This is a genomic window from Rhizobium sp. Root708, from assembly GCF_001429725.1.
Taxonomy (GTDB): domain Bacteria; phylum Pseudomonadota; class Alphaproteobacteria; order Rhizobiales; family Rhizobiaceae; genus Rhizobium.
The window spans coordinates 90,073-106,660 of the sequence record NZ_LMHV01000044.1; the positions used below are offsets into that span (position 1 = coordinate 90,073).

Consider the following 16,588-nt stretch of genomic DNA (forward strand, 5'->3'; position numbering starts at 1 on the left):
CTCCTCGGTTATGTTGCTCCGCCTCCCGGCCACGACGTAAGCTTCTTACCACCCCTCATGGTGCTTCCTGATCTGGAGGCGCCTGCGTGGGGTCAGGATTTGACGAACGCTGCTCTGGTTCCACCATCGACGGGCAGCACCGCCCCATTGACGTATTTCGATGCGTCGCTCAGGAAAAAATCGATCACATCGACGACATCATCGACTTCGCCGATACGTCCGAGCGGCGATGCGCCTGACAGCTTGAACCCGGAAGTGGCGCTGGCATTTTTCTGCGCCGTCTCGATCATCGGTGTGCGCGTGGTACCGGGTGCGACCGCATTGACTGTGACACCCGAAGGCGCGAACTCGACCGCCATGACGCCCGCTAAGACATGGACCGCAGCCTTCGTTGCCGAATAGACGCCGGCGCCGGCCTTCGGTCGCATCCCCCCGATTGAACCCAAAATTACGATACGGGCCGGATTGGAGGGCGTGGCGCGTTTGCGAAGGAGCGGCAATGCGGCTCGCGAACATAACCATGGGCCCTTCACGTTGACCCCGATGAGCCTATCAGCATCTTCCGGGGTCATCTCTTCCATGGAACCGGTGATGTTAATCCCGGCAGAGCAGACAAGCGCGTCTATTCCCTCAACCGACCTGGCAATTTCCGCAAAGGCCGATGCGACACTGGCTGCATCCGCGACGTCGCAAAGGGCATATCGGAATCCACCAGTGTGCTGATAATCGTCGCGTTGCTGTTGAAGGAGCTGCTCTGACCGCCCCAGGCTCCAAACCGACCAACCCTCATTGAGGAGCCGTTCGACCGTCCGCCGCCCGATGCCGGATGTTCCACCTGTTACCACCGCGATTTTTTTCATGCTCACACCCCTCCCAGATGATGAGTTCGCACGCCCGTTTCGACCCCGATCGCGAGGAAACGGTTCGCCTGCGAAAGGGTGCTGACTGGGCCACATCGAGAGCGCCGCCGCACAATCAACACCGTCAGTCGACATTATGAAGATATCCTATAGACTAGGATTTTGTCAAATGCATTTGCGAAAGTTGGGTTTCAAGGGCTTGCTTGGTGAGCGGGCATTCCTGTTGACACCAATCGCACTATTAGAGATATTTTACGAAATCGTGGAAGAGGACATTGGCCATGACGAGTGACGAAAGAAGGACGAAGGAGGTGCTCGAACGGGTCGAGCGTGACCGCGGTACTGCACGGGGGTGGACGAAGATCTTGGCGGAGCGTGACCCGGACATGCTTGAGCGGCTTCACGACACAGTCATGCACCCGCTTTATCACCGTTCTAGCTTGCCACAAAAATTCAAGCACATCCTGATGGTATCCTTGAACGCCTTTCAGTTTCACCATGCTGGCGTCACGGGTCAAACAAAGGCCGCGTTAGAAGCCGGTGCGAGCGAGGATGAAATTATGGAAGCTCTTGAGATCGTCAGCCTATCAAACTTGCATGGCATGTCGACAGCCCTCCCACTTGTCGTCGAGGAGTTCGAGAATTTCAAGAACAGAGTGAGCGAAGACGGCGGAGGTAACGACCGCTGAAGTAGGCGTCTTCTGAGAGGCGTACCCTAACGCTTGATGCTCGGGCACGCTGTTACGGGCACCAACACGCACGGACTGGAGAGCGTTGTCGCTGTGGCGGGCGAGCGCCCGCCACGCTCTAAGCGGAGAGCCGGCGCGACAAAGCATCCTGGCGGATCATGTCGCCGCCTTTGACGCCAATGACAATCGAAGGCGCATTGGTGTTTCCAGAGGTCAGCTGCGGCATGATCGACGCATCGACGACCCGCAGGCGCTCGACGCCGCGAACCCTTAGGCGTTCGTCCACAACCGACAAGTCATCATTGCCCATCTTGCAGGTACCGACTGTGTGCTGCGGCGTTGCTCCGTAATCTTCCAGATACCGGTGGATATCCTCGTCCGTCTTAACCGATGGTCCTGGCAGCTCCTCGGCGATCACACGGGAGGCCATCGGCTCCGTGTACATAATTTGCCGGGTGATTTTGAACCCGCTGATCATCGCGGCGATGTCGTCGCTGTTGGTCATGAAGTTCGGATTGCAGACTGCCTTGTCGGAAGGGTCGGCGGATCGCAACGTGATCGTGCCACGTGTCTTGGGGCGACAAACATAGACGGAGGCACCGACACCAGGAAACGCCTCGACGACCATCCGCCCGGAAGGATGGAAATCAAACGTCATTGGGCGAAAACTGATCTGGAGATCTGCATAGTTCTGGCTCGGGTCGCTCTTGACGAAAGCTGCTACCTGGGACGCACCCAACGCCAGGTAACCCTTGCGGGTCAGAAGGTACTTAAAGCCTTCCCAGTATTTTCGTATGCCCCTGATGCGTTCGTTATAAGAGCTTTCCGGCGTCGTGCGAAAGCCGGCATGAATGTAGAAATGATCCTGCAAGTTCTGGCCGACGCCCTCGCTGGCTAAGTTGATTGCAATACCGTGGCGCCGCAATTCCTCGACCGGACCCACACCGGATAGCATGAGCAGCTTTGGCGAATTGATCGCCCCGCTGGAGACAATGACCTCGCGTCTCGCCCGTATTTTTCTAAGCTCGCCTTTATGAAGAATTTCCACTCCGACGGCGACGCGTCCCTCGAACAATATGCGCTGCACGTGCGCCTCGGTTCTTAGCGTTAAGTTCGCACGGTTCAGGATCGGCTCTACGAATGCCTTATATACTGACCAGCGCTGTCCATTCTTGATCGTATGCTGCATGAAACCGACGCCATCATGCACCTCGCCATTCATGTCTTCCGTCTCTGGAATCTGCAAGCGCTTGGCTGATTCGATGAAGTCATAGCTGGATGGCATCTTCTTGATGGGATCGCTCACCCAGAGCGGTCCATCTTGACCGCGCCAACGATCAGATCGTCGTTCGAAATGTTCCATCTGCCGAAAGTAAGGAAGAAGATCGTCATATCCCCAACCTGGATTGCCTTGATCTCGCCAATAATCAAAATCGCTCCGGTGCCCGCGGATGAAAATCATGCCATTGATGGAACTTGAACCGCCCAAAAGCTTGCCGCGCGGCCAATACATCTGGCGATTATTGAGCGCTGGCATTGGCTCCGTGTGAAAGTTCCAATTCAAATCCTTGTGGAAATAGAGTTTCGCCATCCCAGCAGGCGTATTGACCCAAAATCTGTTCGCGTGCGAACCTGCTTCCAGGAGCAGTACTTGGTTTTCAGGATCCTCCACCAGGCTTCGCGTAACCGCGCAGCCCGCCGATCCTGCTCCGATGATCACGTAGTCGTATGCCTCCACGATGTAGGCCTCCCCGAGCCCCTCTCCACAACTAAGATTCGTTTCAAACCGCGCGGCTGCGGACATGGCGTTGCCGGCGATACTTCCTTTTCAACGCGAACTGAACTCAGTGCGCGCGGCGAGCTTTCGCCGCCCGACAATCAACAAAAAGCTTATAAAGATAAAATCCTGCAGTGTGAACATTTTTTGTTATCACTGCTTTACGCCAACGTCCGCGCTCGGGGCGACGTAGGCGGTGAAGAGTTCCGGCCCTTGCCCTTCTTCGGAGCAGTGATCGTGATTTTTTACCAGCACTAGCTTCGACGATCCGTGTTATCGCCGCTCTCAAAATGTTCTTGAAAAATGTCCTATTAAATGAGATTAGCTTATATGCGCCGATTGTGGCTGGTCGGTTACACGGATGTACCCACGGCGGCTTTAAGGCATTGTCCCGATTGAATTGGAGGAATTTATGGATTTCGCGCTCACCGACGAACAAGCGCTTTTTTCGGAAAGCGTTCGCCGCTTCGCTAATGACAAACTCAAGGACGGCGCACTAAAGCGAGCCCATTCCAAGGAATATCCTTGGGCAGAAGCAAAAATGATCGCTAGTCAAGGCCTTCTTGGGATCACCATTAAACCCGAGGATGGAGGCATGGGTGGCACCTTGATGGATGCTGTCATTGCGATCGAACAGATGGCCTTGGTATGTCCCAAAAGCGCCGATATCATCCAGGCGGGAAATTTCGGGGCGATCAGGACTTTCGCGGAATATGCGAACGCGGAGCAGAAAGAAAAGTGGCTGGCTCCTCTTCTTTCCGGCGAAATGGTGATTTCGCTTGGCATGACTGAACCTGAGGCGGGTTCTGCAGCAACCGATCTGCGCACATCCGTTAAGGAAGATGGTGACGACTATATCGTCAACGGTCAGAAAGTCTTTGGGACGCATAGCCGCGACGCATCAATCTTTCTTGTTTATTGCCGATTTGCTCCAGGGATCGATGGTATCGGATCGATTATCATCGAAAAAGGAACACCAGGGTTTACCGTTGGCGAGCCGTCAGAATTCATGAGTGGTGAGGAGTGGTGCCCGCTTTATTTTGAGAATGCGCGTGTACCCAAGAAGAACCTGTTACTCGGACCAGGCGGTTTCAAGCAACAGATCACAGCATTCAACGCCGAGCGGATTGGCAATACCGCTCGATCGTTGGCGATCGGTCGTCACGCCTACAATCTTGCGCGCGATTACGCCATCGAACGGAAGCAGTTCGGACGGCCTCTTTGCGAGTTCCAGGGGCTGCAATGGAAGTTTGCCGACATGGCCATGAAACTCGAATCCGCGCAGCTCCTTCTCTATAAAGCGGCAGTCGGGGCGGATACTGGTCTCCCGTCCGCATATGATACCACATTGGCAAAGCTTGCCTGCAATCAGGTCGGCTTCGACGTTGCCTGTGAGTCCGTTCAGATTATGGGCGGGATGGGGTACAGCCGGGAAACCTTGGCAGAGTATTGCATGCTGCGTACCAAGGGGTGGATGATTGCGGGCGGTTCCGTCGAGATGATGAAAAACCGAATGGCCGAATTCATCTTCGATCGACGGTTCAGCCAACGTCCGGCAAAGAGTGCGTGACAACGTGAAGCAGGCAGTCCGCTCCCTCCGGGAGCCGGAGAGGAGTGGCCGACTTCTGTAGAGACCTGATAGCATGTGTGACGGCTTGCCATGCGCGAAGGAAAATGACGGATGTTGTCAGCCAATCTCACGCAAACAGCGATACTCGGCAGGCGTCTGCAACTCGCCTACGTGGTCAGAAACATAGACGATGCGATGGCTTTTTGGACCAAAGTCTTAAAGGTCGGACCATTCGTGGTGATCGAGAATTCCCGTGGCGGGCGCATCGGGGCCGTCCAAAGGGGTGTCGATTTCACGATCGCCTTTGCCTATTTCGGTGACGTGCAAATCGAGCTCATCCATCAGTCCAACGATGCACCATCATCCTATAAAGAGTTTCTCGATGCGGGTCGCGAAGGACTGCATCATCTCGCCTTCTAGCCGGGTGACATGGACGCCGCCCAGCGACATCTAGAGCAGAATGGCTTTCTCGAAGTGACCGCCGTTCTCCCTGCGGATGGGTCGCGTGCGGTGGTCTATGCGAACCGCCTGATCAGTTCGGAACCCTCGTCGAGCTCCTCCCATGAATGCAGAACGCGCCCCTTATTACGGGCGCATCCAAACCCTTTCATCTGCTTGGAATGGGGTGACACGTCCGATAGGGCGCTACCGTGATCGCTCGGCTTTCCTGGCTTCGGGCGAAGGTGTCGCTCCTAGTTCTTGCCATCCCGCCTCCTCAGCGTTGCCGGGACGCCCTATAGCAAGGGCGAAGTCACGGGTTAATCCTGCGAATGCCGAGCGATGCGGCAGGTTCATAAGCTGTTGCTCCGGGTGGCGCCGTTCAAGCGTCAAAAAGCCAACTGGAATCTACGGCTTACCAGCGCCGACAATGCGTCGCCTCCCCGGAAAAAGAGGCGTTCGTAACAGGCCTGGGCGAGGACGTGGCGCGCCTTGCTATGGCTTCGTTTTGCAGAGCTCTAGGCACCGCCGGTCAGCTCAGCACGGCTCCAGTTAGAGCCTACGATCGGGGAGATCTTCGTGCGAACCTCATGACCGAATAGTTTAGCAAGCTGCTCGGTTAGGCATCTATCAAAGGTCCAGCCGAGTGGTTCACGGGAACAGTAGTCAAAGAGGTCGCGGCGAACAGAGGAGCGACACCGGCGCAAATTGCGCTTGCCTTCATTCTGGCAAAGAAGAACGTGATCACGATCCCCAAGACCTCGTCGCCGACACGCGTCACCGAAAATTACAAAGCTGCGGAAATTACGTTGACGGCGTTGGAGAGCGACCTTCTTGACAAGGCCTTCCCACCGCCTACGGAAAACAAGGCCTTGAAGTTGGGCTGGTAGCCCGGCCCGCGTCGATCGCTTGCAAGCTTTCCTGCTTCAAGGCCGTATGCAAGGGAAGTAGACCCTCTCTTGTCGCCGCCACCGGAAGACCTGCATTTTCGCCGCCGACAGCCGGGGTATCGTTGGTTTGCTGGTCGGCGACGGCCTGCGCCGACGAGGTGCGGATCTAGCGTCGTGCTACTCCGCAACTGGTCGCATCAGACGTCACTCTCGAGCTCACCGAACTTTGTAATGTCTGAGTTTGTCTTCATCGATTTCGACGCCAATTCCAGGGCGTGAACTGGGCGTCAATACCCCTGCAGCCACTTGCAATGGTTCGACGACGAGATCGTCTTTTAGGTTTGTGTAGTAGTCGAGTTCGCCGGGTTCGCAAGCGAGCATCGGGTGCGCCGAGCTGAAGGCCAACGCCGCTGCGGTTCCAATCATGCCATCCGCTTGAGATCCAATCAGCGTCCGGCCACCCAAGGCCTGGGCGACCGCGACGAGCTTCGCCGAGGTTGTGAACCCCGTTCGCGTCGTTTTGATGCTCAATGCTCGGCAGGAACCGCTTACCAACTCGCGCGTGGCCGTAGCCAATGTCGGTGCACTTTCATCTGCCATGACCGCGATCGCAGCGTGGCGTGCTAGACGCTGTCGTCCGACCAGGTCTTCTGAAGGACTGGGTTCTTCCACGAGGTCGATGTCGTAATCCACCATGGCATTCAGAACTTTGATGGCCTGCTCCGCCGTCCATCCGTGGTTTGCGTCGAGATAGATTGAAGCATTGGTACCGACGGCATTGCGGACAGCAGCAACACGTTCAATGTCGGACTTCAAGTCTTTGCTGCCGACCTTGACTTTGAACGACGAAATGGCAAAGCGGGCGCCTGCTTCCAAAGCCTCGTCAGCGACTTCCATCGGCTTCCCCATTGTGAGGATGTGTGTAACGCGCATTGGCGCACCACTGCCACCCAGCAGTCGCCAGCATGGCATGCCTGCAGCTTTGCCGCGAATGTCGTGAAGAGCGATATCAATCGCCCCATGTGTCGTGTTGTTCGCAGGAATCCACGCAAGGCGCGTAGCAATGTCTTCGACCGCAAACGGGTCGCTGCCGATCAGCGCGGGCTCGAACCAAAGCCGGACGGCTTCAACGATCGAGACCTGCGATTCCCCATAGACGAATGCCCGGACTGAAGCTTCCGCCAAGCCGATAATGCCTTCGTCTGTATGGATGCGGATCAACACATGTTCGGCACAGCTTAAGGTGCCGGAGGCCGCGACAACCGGATGATGGTATGGAATTACATAGGGAACGGTTTCGATGCCTGTCACTTTCATTGCTCAGCCCTTTCGTTTTTATGAGTTGGCAAGGCGCGTCCGAGCGCGCGTTGCCGGCGTGTTCCAATCAGCTTACGGCAGCCGATCTGAGATCAATCCCTTTCGTCTCTGGTGTGACAGTTACCGTTACGGCGCCAACAATCGCAGCGATCATCAGAAGAATGGCGGGAGACAAAGGCGAACCGGTGCTGGAAACCATGTACGTGGCGAGCAGGGGCGTAAAGCCTCCGAAAACAGCAAAGCTCAAGTTGTAAGCAAGGGCATGACCGGACTGCCGGATCGCGGTCGGAAACAGTTCCAAGGTCGTGACGAAACTGCTTCCTGCATAGATGCAGAAACCGATGACGAGTGCCAGCTGCCCTGCGACCGCACCCATAACCGTGCCATTCGAGGCAAGGGCGAACGCCGGATATGCAGCCAGAAATAACCAAGAAGCGCCGATGAGGAGCATCGGGCGGCGCCCGAAGCGGTCAGCAAGCGAGCCACCGACTGGCAAGAGCACGAATATCAAGACGTTTGCGGCCGCGTTGGAGAGCAATGCAGTTGCGGTGCTGACTTTGGCTGTTTGCAGTAGGAATGTGTACATGTAGCCCAACAAGGTGAAGGCTGTGACGGCATGAAGTGAGACCAGGAAGATTGCATTGAGGGTCGCGCGACTTGATCTGAAGGAAGCGGCCTTGACCGGATTCACGTCTCGGGCCTCGGCGCGTGCCAGGTTCGACTCTTCAGGATCATCAAGATTCTTGCGCAGCCAAAGACCGATGACACCCAAAGCACCGCCGATCAGGAATGGTAGCCTCCATCCCCAGTCTCCGTACGCATCGTCTCCGATTACCAGTCGAAGTAAGTAAATGATCGCAGCGGCGAAAGCGACTGGAAGGAAACCCCAGCCACCAATAAGTGCTGCCCATGCGCCCCTCTTTCGAACCGGCGCGGTCTCTACAACGTAACTCAGAGCGCCACTTGTTTCACCCGCTGCAAAGCAGCTCTGCGCGAGTCGGCAGGTCACCAAAAGAACCGGTGCCCAGATACCAATCTGATCGTGTGTTGGCAGGAGACCCGTGGCGAATGTGACTGTGCCCATCAGCAGCACAGTGAGGCTGAGGATGCGCATGCGCCCAAACTTGTCGCCGAAATAGCCGAAGAACGTTCCGCCGAGCGGGCGTGCCAAGAAAGCAATCCCATAAATTGCGAAGGTGCTGATCAACGCCGTTACCGGTTCCGTCTTGGGAAAAAAGTGTGACGCAATCGTTGGCGCGGTTAGCGCATATATGTGGAAATCATACCACTCGACGAAAGCGCCAACCGCTGCGCCTCTGAGCCGTTGCTTTGGTGTAATGGTATTCATCGCAAGCTCCTCCCTAGAGCAAACTATTCCGCTACACGCACCGACCCGACGAGGCTGCGACCAGAGGCACAGACCAGCCGGGTAAGGCACCACCAGCTCCGCCTCCCTGACGGTGCTGCTCGATGGCGGCGACACGCAGCGCGCCTCCCGCCGTTCCAGATCCAATCTTCGATCGGGAATGTTCCCGGGAACGTTCCCATCTTGTGTATGGAGCGTTCTGATGTCAAGACACGAAACATGGTTTTTGCTACGCGAGGGAGCTTGGATGCCTATCGACAATAAAAGAAACCCGGGCGCCAGCGTAACTTTGAGGGACGTGGCTGACGCCGCGGGTGTGTCCAAATCGACGGTATCTCGAATTCTTGATGAGCGCCTGCCCCGCTCGGACAGCGCCTCAGCGACGCGTGTGCGCCAGGTTGCCGCCGAACTAGGCTACGTCCGTGACATTTCAGCAGCGAACCTCCGGCGAGGAAAGACTTCGACAATTGGGGTATTGGTTCCAAGCTTGGCAGAAACAGTTATGGGCACGTTTTACGAGGCTCTGGTGAAGGCTTGCCAGAAATTCGGTCAATTTGCTATCGTTGCCACGACCAACGAGGACGCGGCCGCCGAACGTCATGCCGTAAATTCCTTGTTGGCGAGAGGCGTCGACGGATTGATCCTGACAACAGCAAGAATCGGTGACGTCGTCCCAAGCGAAATAAAAGCCAAGGGGGTGCCTTACGTCCTTGCATTGCGGACAAATGGCAAGGGGCCCGCTTCTCTGGGCGACGACGAGCTTGGAGGCTATCTGGCAACTCGTCACCTGCTCGACCTCGGCCACCGCAGAATAGCGATCATTGCAGGGAGGACCTATGCCTCTAGTTCGGTCGGCCGTCAGAGGGGTTATGAGCGAGCGATGTCAGAAGCCGGCTTTCAACCGCTTGACGACTGGCTTGTCAACACAGGATTTGACTTTGACGACGGGGCAGCAGCAGCAGCAAAGCTCTATGGCGGCGCGCACCGACCGACCGCGATTTTTGCAGTCAATGACAATCTCGCTATCGGCGCGATGTCTTGGCTTGAAGCGCACGGGTTGTCCGTACCTGCAGATGTTTCGGTGGTTGGCTATAACGACATTCCCGTTGTGCGCCATCTCGCACCACCTATGACCAGTGTGCGGGTACCGTTCGACCACATAGCTTCTTCGGCGGTCGAGCTTTTGCAACTCACTCTTGCAGAGGCCGAAAACGAGATCCGAATTGCCTCTCCCACGTTGATCCCGCGCGGTTCGACATCACGGCTGTAAGGCTGGCTTTCAGACCACCCCAGTCTGCTCACGGCCAGTTAGTAGATCGAGGGAAACAGTGTCGTTAAGGGTTCGAAGTCTTATCCATCCATCGCACCGTCAGCTACGGAAGCCGTCTCCGGATGGATCAGCACTTTGCGTTGCGTCCTTGTTGATATCTCACATATTCGAATAGACCGGCCCCTCGCCGCCCTGCGGCGGCACCCAGTTGATGTTCTGGTTGGGATCCTTGATGTCGCAGGTCTTGCAGTGGACGCAGTTCTGTGCGTTGATGACGTAGGTCTCCTGCCCGTCCTTCTCGACCCACTCGTAGACGCCGGCAGGACAGTAGCGCGTCGAGGGACCGGCGAAGATATCATGTTCCGACGACTTCTGCAGCGCCATGTCCTTGACCTTCAGATGCACCGGCTCGTTCTCCTCGTGGTTGGTGTTCGACAAGAACACCGAAGAGAGACGGTCGAAGGTCAGCACGCCGTCGGGCTTGGGGTAGTCGATCTTCTTGTGCTTGGAAGCCGGCTCCAGCGACTGGGCGTCGGTCTTGCCGTGGCCGAGCGTGCCGAAAAAGGAGAAGCCGAACAGCTGGTTGGTCCACATGTCGAGACCGCCGAGCGCCACGCCAACGGCCGTGCCGAACTTCGACCACAGCGGCTTGACGTTGCGGACCCGCTTCAGGTCCTTGCCGATGTCGCTCGAACGCCAGTCGTTCTCGATCTCGATGATCTCGTCATTGGCGCGGCCGGCGGCGATGGCGTCAGCGATCCTGTCCGCCGCCAGCATGCCCGAGAGCACGGCGTTATGGCTGCCCTTGATGCGGGGAACGTTGACGAAGCCGGCCGAGCAGCCGATCAGGGCGCCGCCTGGGAAGGTGAGCTTCGGCACCGACTGGTAACCGCCCTCGGTAATGGCACGGGCGCCGTACGACAGGCGCTTGCCGCCCTCGAAGGTGGTGCGGACCGCCGGATGCGTCTTGAAGCGCTGGAATTCCTCGAAGGGGTAGAGGTAGGGATTCTTGTAGTTCAGGTGAACCACGAAGCCGACTGCGACGAGGTTGTCTTCAAGATGATACAGGAAGGAACCACCGCCGGTCTTCATGCCGAGCGGCCAGCCAAAGGAGTGCTGCACGAGGCCCTGTTTGTGGTTCTCCGGCTTGACCTGCCAGAGTTCCTTGATTCCGATGCCGAACTTTTGCGGTTCGCGATCCTTCTGCAGGTCGAACTTGGCGATGAGTTGCTTGGCGAGCGAGCCGCGCACGCCTTCGCCGATCAGCACATACTTGCCGAGCAGTTCCATGCCGCGGGTGAAATTCGGGCCGGGTTCGCCGTTTTTCTCGACGCCCATGTCGCCGGTCGCGACACCGATGACGGCGCCTTTGTCATTGTAGAGCACTTCGGTGGCGGCGAAGCCCGGATAGATCTCGACGCCCAAGGCTTCCGCGTGGCCCGCCAGCCAGCGACAGACGTTGCCGAGCGAGACGATGTAATTGCAGTGATTGCTCATCAGCGGCGGCATCAGAACGTTCGGCAGGCGGATCGAGCCGGCAGGACCGAGCACCAGGAAATGGTCGGCATTGACTTCGGTCTTGAACGGATGGTCGGTCTCGCCGCGCCAGTCCGGCAGCAGCCGATCGATGCCGATGGGATCGACGACGGCGCCCGAGAAGATATGGGCGCCGACTTCGGCGCCCTTCTCCAAGACGACGACCGAAAGGTCCGGATTGACCTGCTTCAGCCTGATCGCAGCCGACAGCCCGGCCGGTCCACCGCCGACGATGACCACGTCGAATTCCATGCTTTCACGTTCAAACGCGCTTTCGTCCGCCATTCGATTTCTCCTGATCGGCCGATCGTTCGTACAACCCTATATCTGCTCGAACTCGACCAAGGCGCCTTGGAAGTCTTTGGGATGCGCGAATAGAACCGGCTTGTCGTGAGCGCCAAGCTTCGGCGTGCCGTCTCCAAGAACCCTCACACCAATGTCGCGGAGCTTGTCGGCAGCCTCGCCGATTTCGGCAACCTCAAAGCACAGATGGTGAATGCCGCCGCTTGGGTTTCGTTCTAGAAATGCTTCGATTGGCGATCCCTGACCTAGCGGATGCATGAGCTCGATCTTAGTGTTCGGAATGGTGACGAACACGACGGTGACGCCGTGTTCAGGTAGGTCTTTAGGGTCGGAGACGTTTGCACCAAGCGACTTGTATTGCGCCGCAGCCTTGGAGAGATCCGGAACGGCTATCGCGATGTGATTGAGCCAGGTTAACATCTTTCCTCACCTATTCCTCAAGCGACCTTCCAGAAGGTCAAGAACGGCCCGGCCGGCATCCATGACGTTGGTGCCTGGTCCGAAAACTGCCGCTACGCCATGCTCGAGCAGGAACTGATAATCCTGACGCGGGACCACACCGCCACAGACCACAATAACATCGCCACCGCCCTTTTCTTTTAGAGCGTCGACCAACTGTGGCAAGAGTGTCTTATGGCCGGCGGCCAGCGAGGAAACACCAATCACATGGACTTTGGCTGAGAGTGCCATATCGGCCGCTTCCTGCGGTGTTTGAAACAAAGGTCCCGCGAAAACGTCAAAACCCATGTCGCCGAAGGCAGACGCGATGATCTTTGCCCCGCGGTCATGTCCATCCTGGCCAAGCTTGGCAACCATGATCTTCGGCTTGCGGCTAAGGCTTCGCGAGAGGTCTCCGAGACGAGTGACAAGTGTCTCAAGCTCTGGATCGCCGATGTAGGCTCTGCCGTAGATGTCATTGACCACTTCCGGGACTGCAGTATGATCCCCGAACACCAATCGCATCGCATCCGATATCTCGCCGACGGTGGCGCGCGCCCGCGCTGCCTCGACAGCAGCGGCAAGCAGGTTACCCTCGCCGCTCCGGGCGACTTCGGAGAGCGCTTCCAGCGTCTCGCGCACTTTGCCGCTGTCGCGGCGGCGCCGGGTGTCCTCAATCCGCCTGACCTGCGCGGCGCGCACGGCGGCATTGTCGATCGCCAGGATTTCCAGCTCTTCCTCGGTTTCCAGCCGGTATTTGTTGACGCCGACGATCACCTCGTCACCCTTGTCGACCGCCGCCTGACGGCGCGTTGCCGCCTCCTCGATCAGCCGCTTCGGCAGGCCTTCGTTGACGGCCTTCGTCATGCCGCCGAGCGCCTCAACCTCCTCGATCAACGCCCAGGCCTTGTCGGCAAGCTCCTTCGTTAGGCTCTCGACGTAATAGGAGCCTGCGAGCGGATCGACGACCTTGGTGACGCCGGTCTCATGCTGCAGGATCAGCTGGGTGTTGCGGGCGATGCGGGCCGAAAATTCCGTCGGCAGCGCGATCGCCTCGTCGAAGGAATTGGTGTGGAGCGACTGCGTGCCGCCGAGCACGGCTGACATCGCCTCGAAGGCGGTTCTGACAATATTGTTGTAGGGATCCTGCTCCTGCAGCGAGACGCCGGATGTCTGGCAGTGCGTGCGCAGCATCAGCGACGACGCATTCTTCGGCTCGAACTCCTCCATGATCTTCGTCCACAGCAGACGGGCGGCACGCAGCTTCGCGGCCTCCATGAAGAAGTTCATGCCGATCGCGAAAAAGAAGGAGAGGCGCCCGGCGAAGTCGTCGACGTTCAAGCCCTTGGCGATCGCGGCCCGCACATATTCGCGCCCGTCGGCAAGCGTGAATGCGAGTTCTTGCACCAGCGTCGCGCCGGCTTCCTGCATGTGATAGCCGGAGATCGAGATCGAGTTGAACTTCGGCATCTCCCTGGCCGTATATTCGATGATATCGGCCACGATCCGCATCGAGGGCTCTGGCGGATAGATATAGGTGTTACGGACCATGAACTCCTTGAGGATGTCGTTCTGGATGGTCCCAGAGAGCTCGGCGCGCGATACGCCCTGCTCTTCTCCGGCAACGATGAAGGAAGCGAGGATCGGAATGACGGCGCCGTTCATCGTCATCGACACGGAGATCTTTTCGAGCGGAATGCCATCGAAAAGGATCTTCATGTCCTCGACGCTGTCGATCGCCACGCCAGCCTTGCCGACATCGCCTTCGACGCGTGGATGGTCACTGTCATAGCCGCGATGGGTGGCGAGGTCGAAGGCGACCGACACGCCCTGCTGACCGGCGGCGAGCGCCTTGCGGTAGAAAGCATTAGAGGCTTCAGCGGTCGAGAAACCGGCATATTGGCGGATCGTCCAGGGGCGCCCGGCATACATCGTGGCGCGCGGTCCGCGGGTGAAGGGAGCGAAGCCCGGCAGGCTGTCCAGATGATCGGCGGAGGCGAGATCGCCGGCGGTATAGAGTGGCTTGACGTCGATGCCCTCAGGCGTCTTCCAGGCGAGCGCTTCCGGCGAGGCTTTCAATTCCTTCTCGGCCAATGCCTGCCATGCATGAGTATCCACCGTCATCATTCGAACTCCAAGATGAGTTCGTCCACGGCAAGACTTTCCCCGACTTCGGCCTCAATACGTTTGACCACGCCTTTGCGCTCCGCCTTGAGCGCATTTTCCATTTTCATGGCCTCGACTACAGCCAGTGTCTGTCCCGCCTCGACTGTATCGCCCGCCGCGACGGTAATAGACGTGATGACGCCGGGCATTGGGCACAGCAGGAGCTTCGATGTGTCCATGGCGGCCTTCTTGGGCATCAGACGCGACAGCTCGGCCGTTCGAGACGATCGAACGCGCACGCGCGCGTCGATCCCGCGCCACCTTAGCCTGATGACCGCCCCGTTAAGATCAACTTTGACACCCAGCCGTTCCTTGCCGACCACAAAGGTCGCGTGGCTAAGTCCGGGAAGCCATTCGCTGGAAACGGGAAGGTATTCTCCATCCTCAAACAAAACGCGAGTCGACGCGGGCACAGCGTCAACGCCAACCCCGAAGCGCCACTCACCAAATTCCACCACCCAATCCTTGTCAAGTTTTCGCCGATGGTTTCCGATTGTCCCAGAAATTTCCGCCGCCCGAGCTTGCACGAAATGATTGACGAAGGCCGCGACGGCTGCCAGTCGCCGCGCTGCCCGCGCATCGGGTGCAACCCCGTGGAAACCTTCCGGGAATTCTTCTGCGATGTAGCCGGTGGTCAAGCGTCCAGCTCGAAAGCGCTCTTGCTGCATCACCGCCGACAGAAATGGCAGGTTGTGGCCGATACCTTCAAGCTCGAAGTTATCAAGCGCTTCGCTCATCGCCGCAATTGCCTCCAAGCGTGTCGGAGCCCAGGTGCAGAGTTTCGCGATCATCGGATCGTAATACATCGAAATTTCCCCGCCCTCGAACACGCCAGTGTCATTTCGAATTACGGTTGCGTCATTGCCGGGGCCCTCCTCGGGCGGCCGGTAGCGGGTGAGCCGCCCGATCGACGGGAGGAAGTTGCGATAAGGATCTTCAGCATAAACTCGGCTTTCGATTGCCCAGCCGTTGAGTTTCACGTCCCTCTGGCCATAGGTGATTGCCTCACCAGCGGCGATCCTAATCATCTGCTCGACTAGATCGAGCCCGGTTACAAGTTCCGTGACCGGGTGTTCGACCTGCAGACGCGTGTTCATCTCAAGAAAGTAGAACTTGTTCTGCTTGCCGTCGACGATGAATTCGACCGTGCCTGCAGAGTGATAGCCAACTGCCCGCGCCAGCGCCACGGCTTGTTCACCCATTGCTTTGCGCGTCTCTGCGTTGAGAAACGGCGATGGCGCCTCTTCGATGACCTTTTGGTTTCGCCTCTGGACCGAACATTCGCGCTCTCCAAGGTAGACGATGTTTCCATGCTTATCGCCGAGGACCTGAATTTCGATATGGCGAGGTTCAGTGACGAATTTCTCGATAAAGATGCGATCGTCACCAAAAGAGTTTTTCGCTTCGTTGCGCGAGGCTTGGAATCCCTCACGAGCCTCCTGTTCGTTCCATGCGATGCGCATGCCCTTGCCGCCGCCGCCGGCGGAAGCCTTGATCATCACCGGAAAACCGATTTGGCCTGCGATGCGCACTGCTTCGTCGGCGCTTTCGATCAAATCCATATGGCCGGGCACCGTGCTCACGCCCGCCTCAGCCGCAAGACGCTTGGATGTGATCTTGTCGCCCATCGCTTCGATCGCGCCGACCGGCGGACCGATGAAGGTCACACCTGCCTTCTCCAACGCCGCCGCAAAGGCCGCGTTTTCCGACAAGAAACCATAGCCTGGATGGACGGCGTCAGCACCAGTGGATCGGATCGCATCCAGGATGCGATCGATAACAATGTACGACTGGTTTGAAGGGGCTGGGCCGATCCAAACGGCTTCATCGGCCATGCGCACGTGCAGCGCGTTGCGGTCGGCGTCAGAATAAATAGCAACGGTCGCGATGCCGAGACGCTTTGCGGTTTTGACCACGCGGCAGGCAATTTCGCCGCGATTAGCGATCAGGATTTTCTTGAACATGAGA

The 16,588-nt window shown here is 57.8% G+C and carries 13 protein-coding genes; 5 read left to right on the forward strand and 8 right to left on the reverse strand.

Features of this window, described 5'->3' with window-relative positions; translation table 11 throughout:
* Nucleotides 1-92: 92 nt before the first annotated feature.
* Nucleotides 93-860, reverse strand: coding sequence for an SDR family NAD(P)-dependent oxidoreductase (locus ASE04_RS28630; RefSeq protein WP_056826033.1), 768 nt, complete (start codon nt 858-860; stop codon nt 93-95).
* Nucleotides 861-1,141: 281 nt separating this feature from the next.
* Here ASE04_RS28630 and ASE04_RS28635 point away from each other — a divergent pair, with 281 nt between their 5' ends.
* On the forward strand, nt 1,142-1,549 hold the full coding sequence (locus tag ASE04_RS28635) for a carboxymuconolactone decarboxylase family protein (RefSeq protein ID WP_056826034.1): 408 nt from the start codon (nt 1,142-1,144) through the stop codon (nt 1,547-1,549).
* A gap of 118 nt (nt 1,550-1,667) precedes the next feature.
* Here ASE04_RS28635 and ASE04_RS28640 read toward each other — a convergent pair whose 3' ends face one another.
* Nucleotides 1,668-3,353 (reverse strand): GMC family oxidoreductase, encoded by a 1,686-nt coding sequence (locus tag ASE04_RS28640; RefSeq protein ID WP_443216933.1) that lies wholly within the window; start codon nt 3,351-3,353, stop codon nt 1,668-1,670.
* A 385-nt stretch (nt 3,354-3,738) separates the two neighbouring features.
* Between ASE04_RS28640 and ASE04_RS28645 the strand changes: the two genes are divergently transcribed.
* The 3 genes from ASE04_RS28645 (at nt 3,739) to ASE04_RS32315 (ending at nt 6,224) form a co-directional block, all read left to right on the forward strand.
* Nucleotides 3,739-4,896 (forward strand): acyl-CoA dehydrogenase family protein, encoded by a 1,158-nt coding sequence (locus ASE04_RS28645; RefSeq protein ID WP_056826037.1) that lies wholly within the window; start codon nt 3,739-3,741, stop codon nt 4,894-4,896.
* A 111-nt stretch (nt 4,897-5,007) separates the two neighbouring features.
* On the forward strand, nt 5,008-5,316 hold the full coding sequence (locus ASE04_RS28650) for a VOC family protein (RefSeq protein ID WP_056826039.1): 309 nt from the start codon (nt 5,008-5,010) through the stop codon (nt 5,314-5,316).
* A 647-nt stretch (nt 5,317-5,963) separates the two neighbouring features.
* Entirely contained in the window at nt 5,964-6,224 is a 261-nt protein-coding gene (locus tag ASE04_RS32315; RefSeq protein ID WP_082597538.1) for an aldo/keto reductase, read from the forward strand.
* A gap of 216 nt (nt 6,225-6,440) precedes the next feature.
* Here ASE04_RS32315 and ASE04_RS28655 read toward each other — a convergent pair whose 3' ends face one another.
* The gene (locus tag ASE04_RS28655) at nt 6,441-7,541 is read right to left on the reverse strand and encodes a mandelate racemase/muconate lactonizing enzyme family protein (protein ID WP_056826042.1); all 1,101 of its coding nucleotides are present in this window, start codon (nt 7,539-7,541) and stop codon (nt 6,441-6,443) included.
* Nucleotides 7,542-7,608: 67 nt separating this feature from the next.
* Complete coding sequence (locus ASE04_RS28660; RefSeq protein ID WP_056826044.1) at nt 7,609-8,889, reverse strand: MFS transporter; 1,281 nt, start codon at nt 8,887-8,889, stop codon at nt 7,609-7,611.
* A 265-nt stretch (nt 8,890-9,154) separates the two neighbouring features.
* On the opposite strand from ASE04_RS28660, the gene ASE04_RS28665 reads away from it, so the two are divergent.
* On the forward strand, nt 9,155-10,177 hold the full coding sequence (locus ASE04_RS28665; protein ID WP_156408911.1) for a LacI family DNA-binding transcriptional regulator: 1,023 nt from the start codon (nt 9,155-9,157) through the stop codon (nt 10,175-10,177).
* Nucleotides 10,178-10,336: 159 nt separating this feature from the next.
* On the opposite strand, the gene ASE04_RS28670 is transcribed toward ASE04_RS28665, so the two are convergent.
* From ASE04_RS28670 to ASE04_RS28685, 4 genes are read right to left on the reverse strand one after another with little or no spacing between them, the layout of a single operon-like run.
* On the reverse strand, nt 10,337-11,998 hold the full coding sequence (locus ASE04_RS28670; protein WP_056826046.1) for an electron transfer flavoprotein-ubiquinone oxidoreductase: 1,662 nt from the start codon (nt 11,996-11,998) through the stop codon (nt 10,337-10,339).
* 36 nt (nt 11,999-12,034) lie between these two features.
* Nucleotides 12,035-12,436 (reverse strand): methylmalonyl-CoA epimerase, encoded by a 402-nt coding sequence (gene mce, locus ASE04_RS28675; protein WP_056826047.1) that lies wholly within the window; start codon nt 12,434-12,436, stop codon nt 12,035-12,037.
* 6 nt (nt 12,437-12,442) lie between these two features.
* Nucleotides 12,443-14,578 carry a methylmalonyl-CoA mutase gene (gene scpA / locus ASE04_RS28680; protein WP_056826446.1) on the reverse strand — a complete coding sequence of 712 codons (2,136 nt, stop codon included), beginning with the start codon at nt 14,576-14,578 and terminating at the stop codon, nt 12,443-12,445.
* Nucleotides 14,578-16,584 (reverse strand): acetyl-CoA carboxylase biotin carboxylase subunit, encoded by a 2,007-nt coding sequence (locus ASE04_RS28685; RefSeq protein WP_056826052.1) that lies wholly within the window; start codon nt 16,582-16,584, stop codon nt 14,578-14,580. The genes scpA and ASE04_RS28685 overlap by 1 nt, the downstream gene beginning before the upstream one ends.
* Nucleotides 16,585-16,588: the final 4 nt, after the last annotated feature.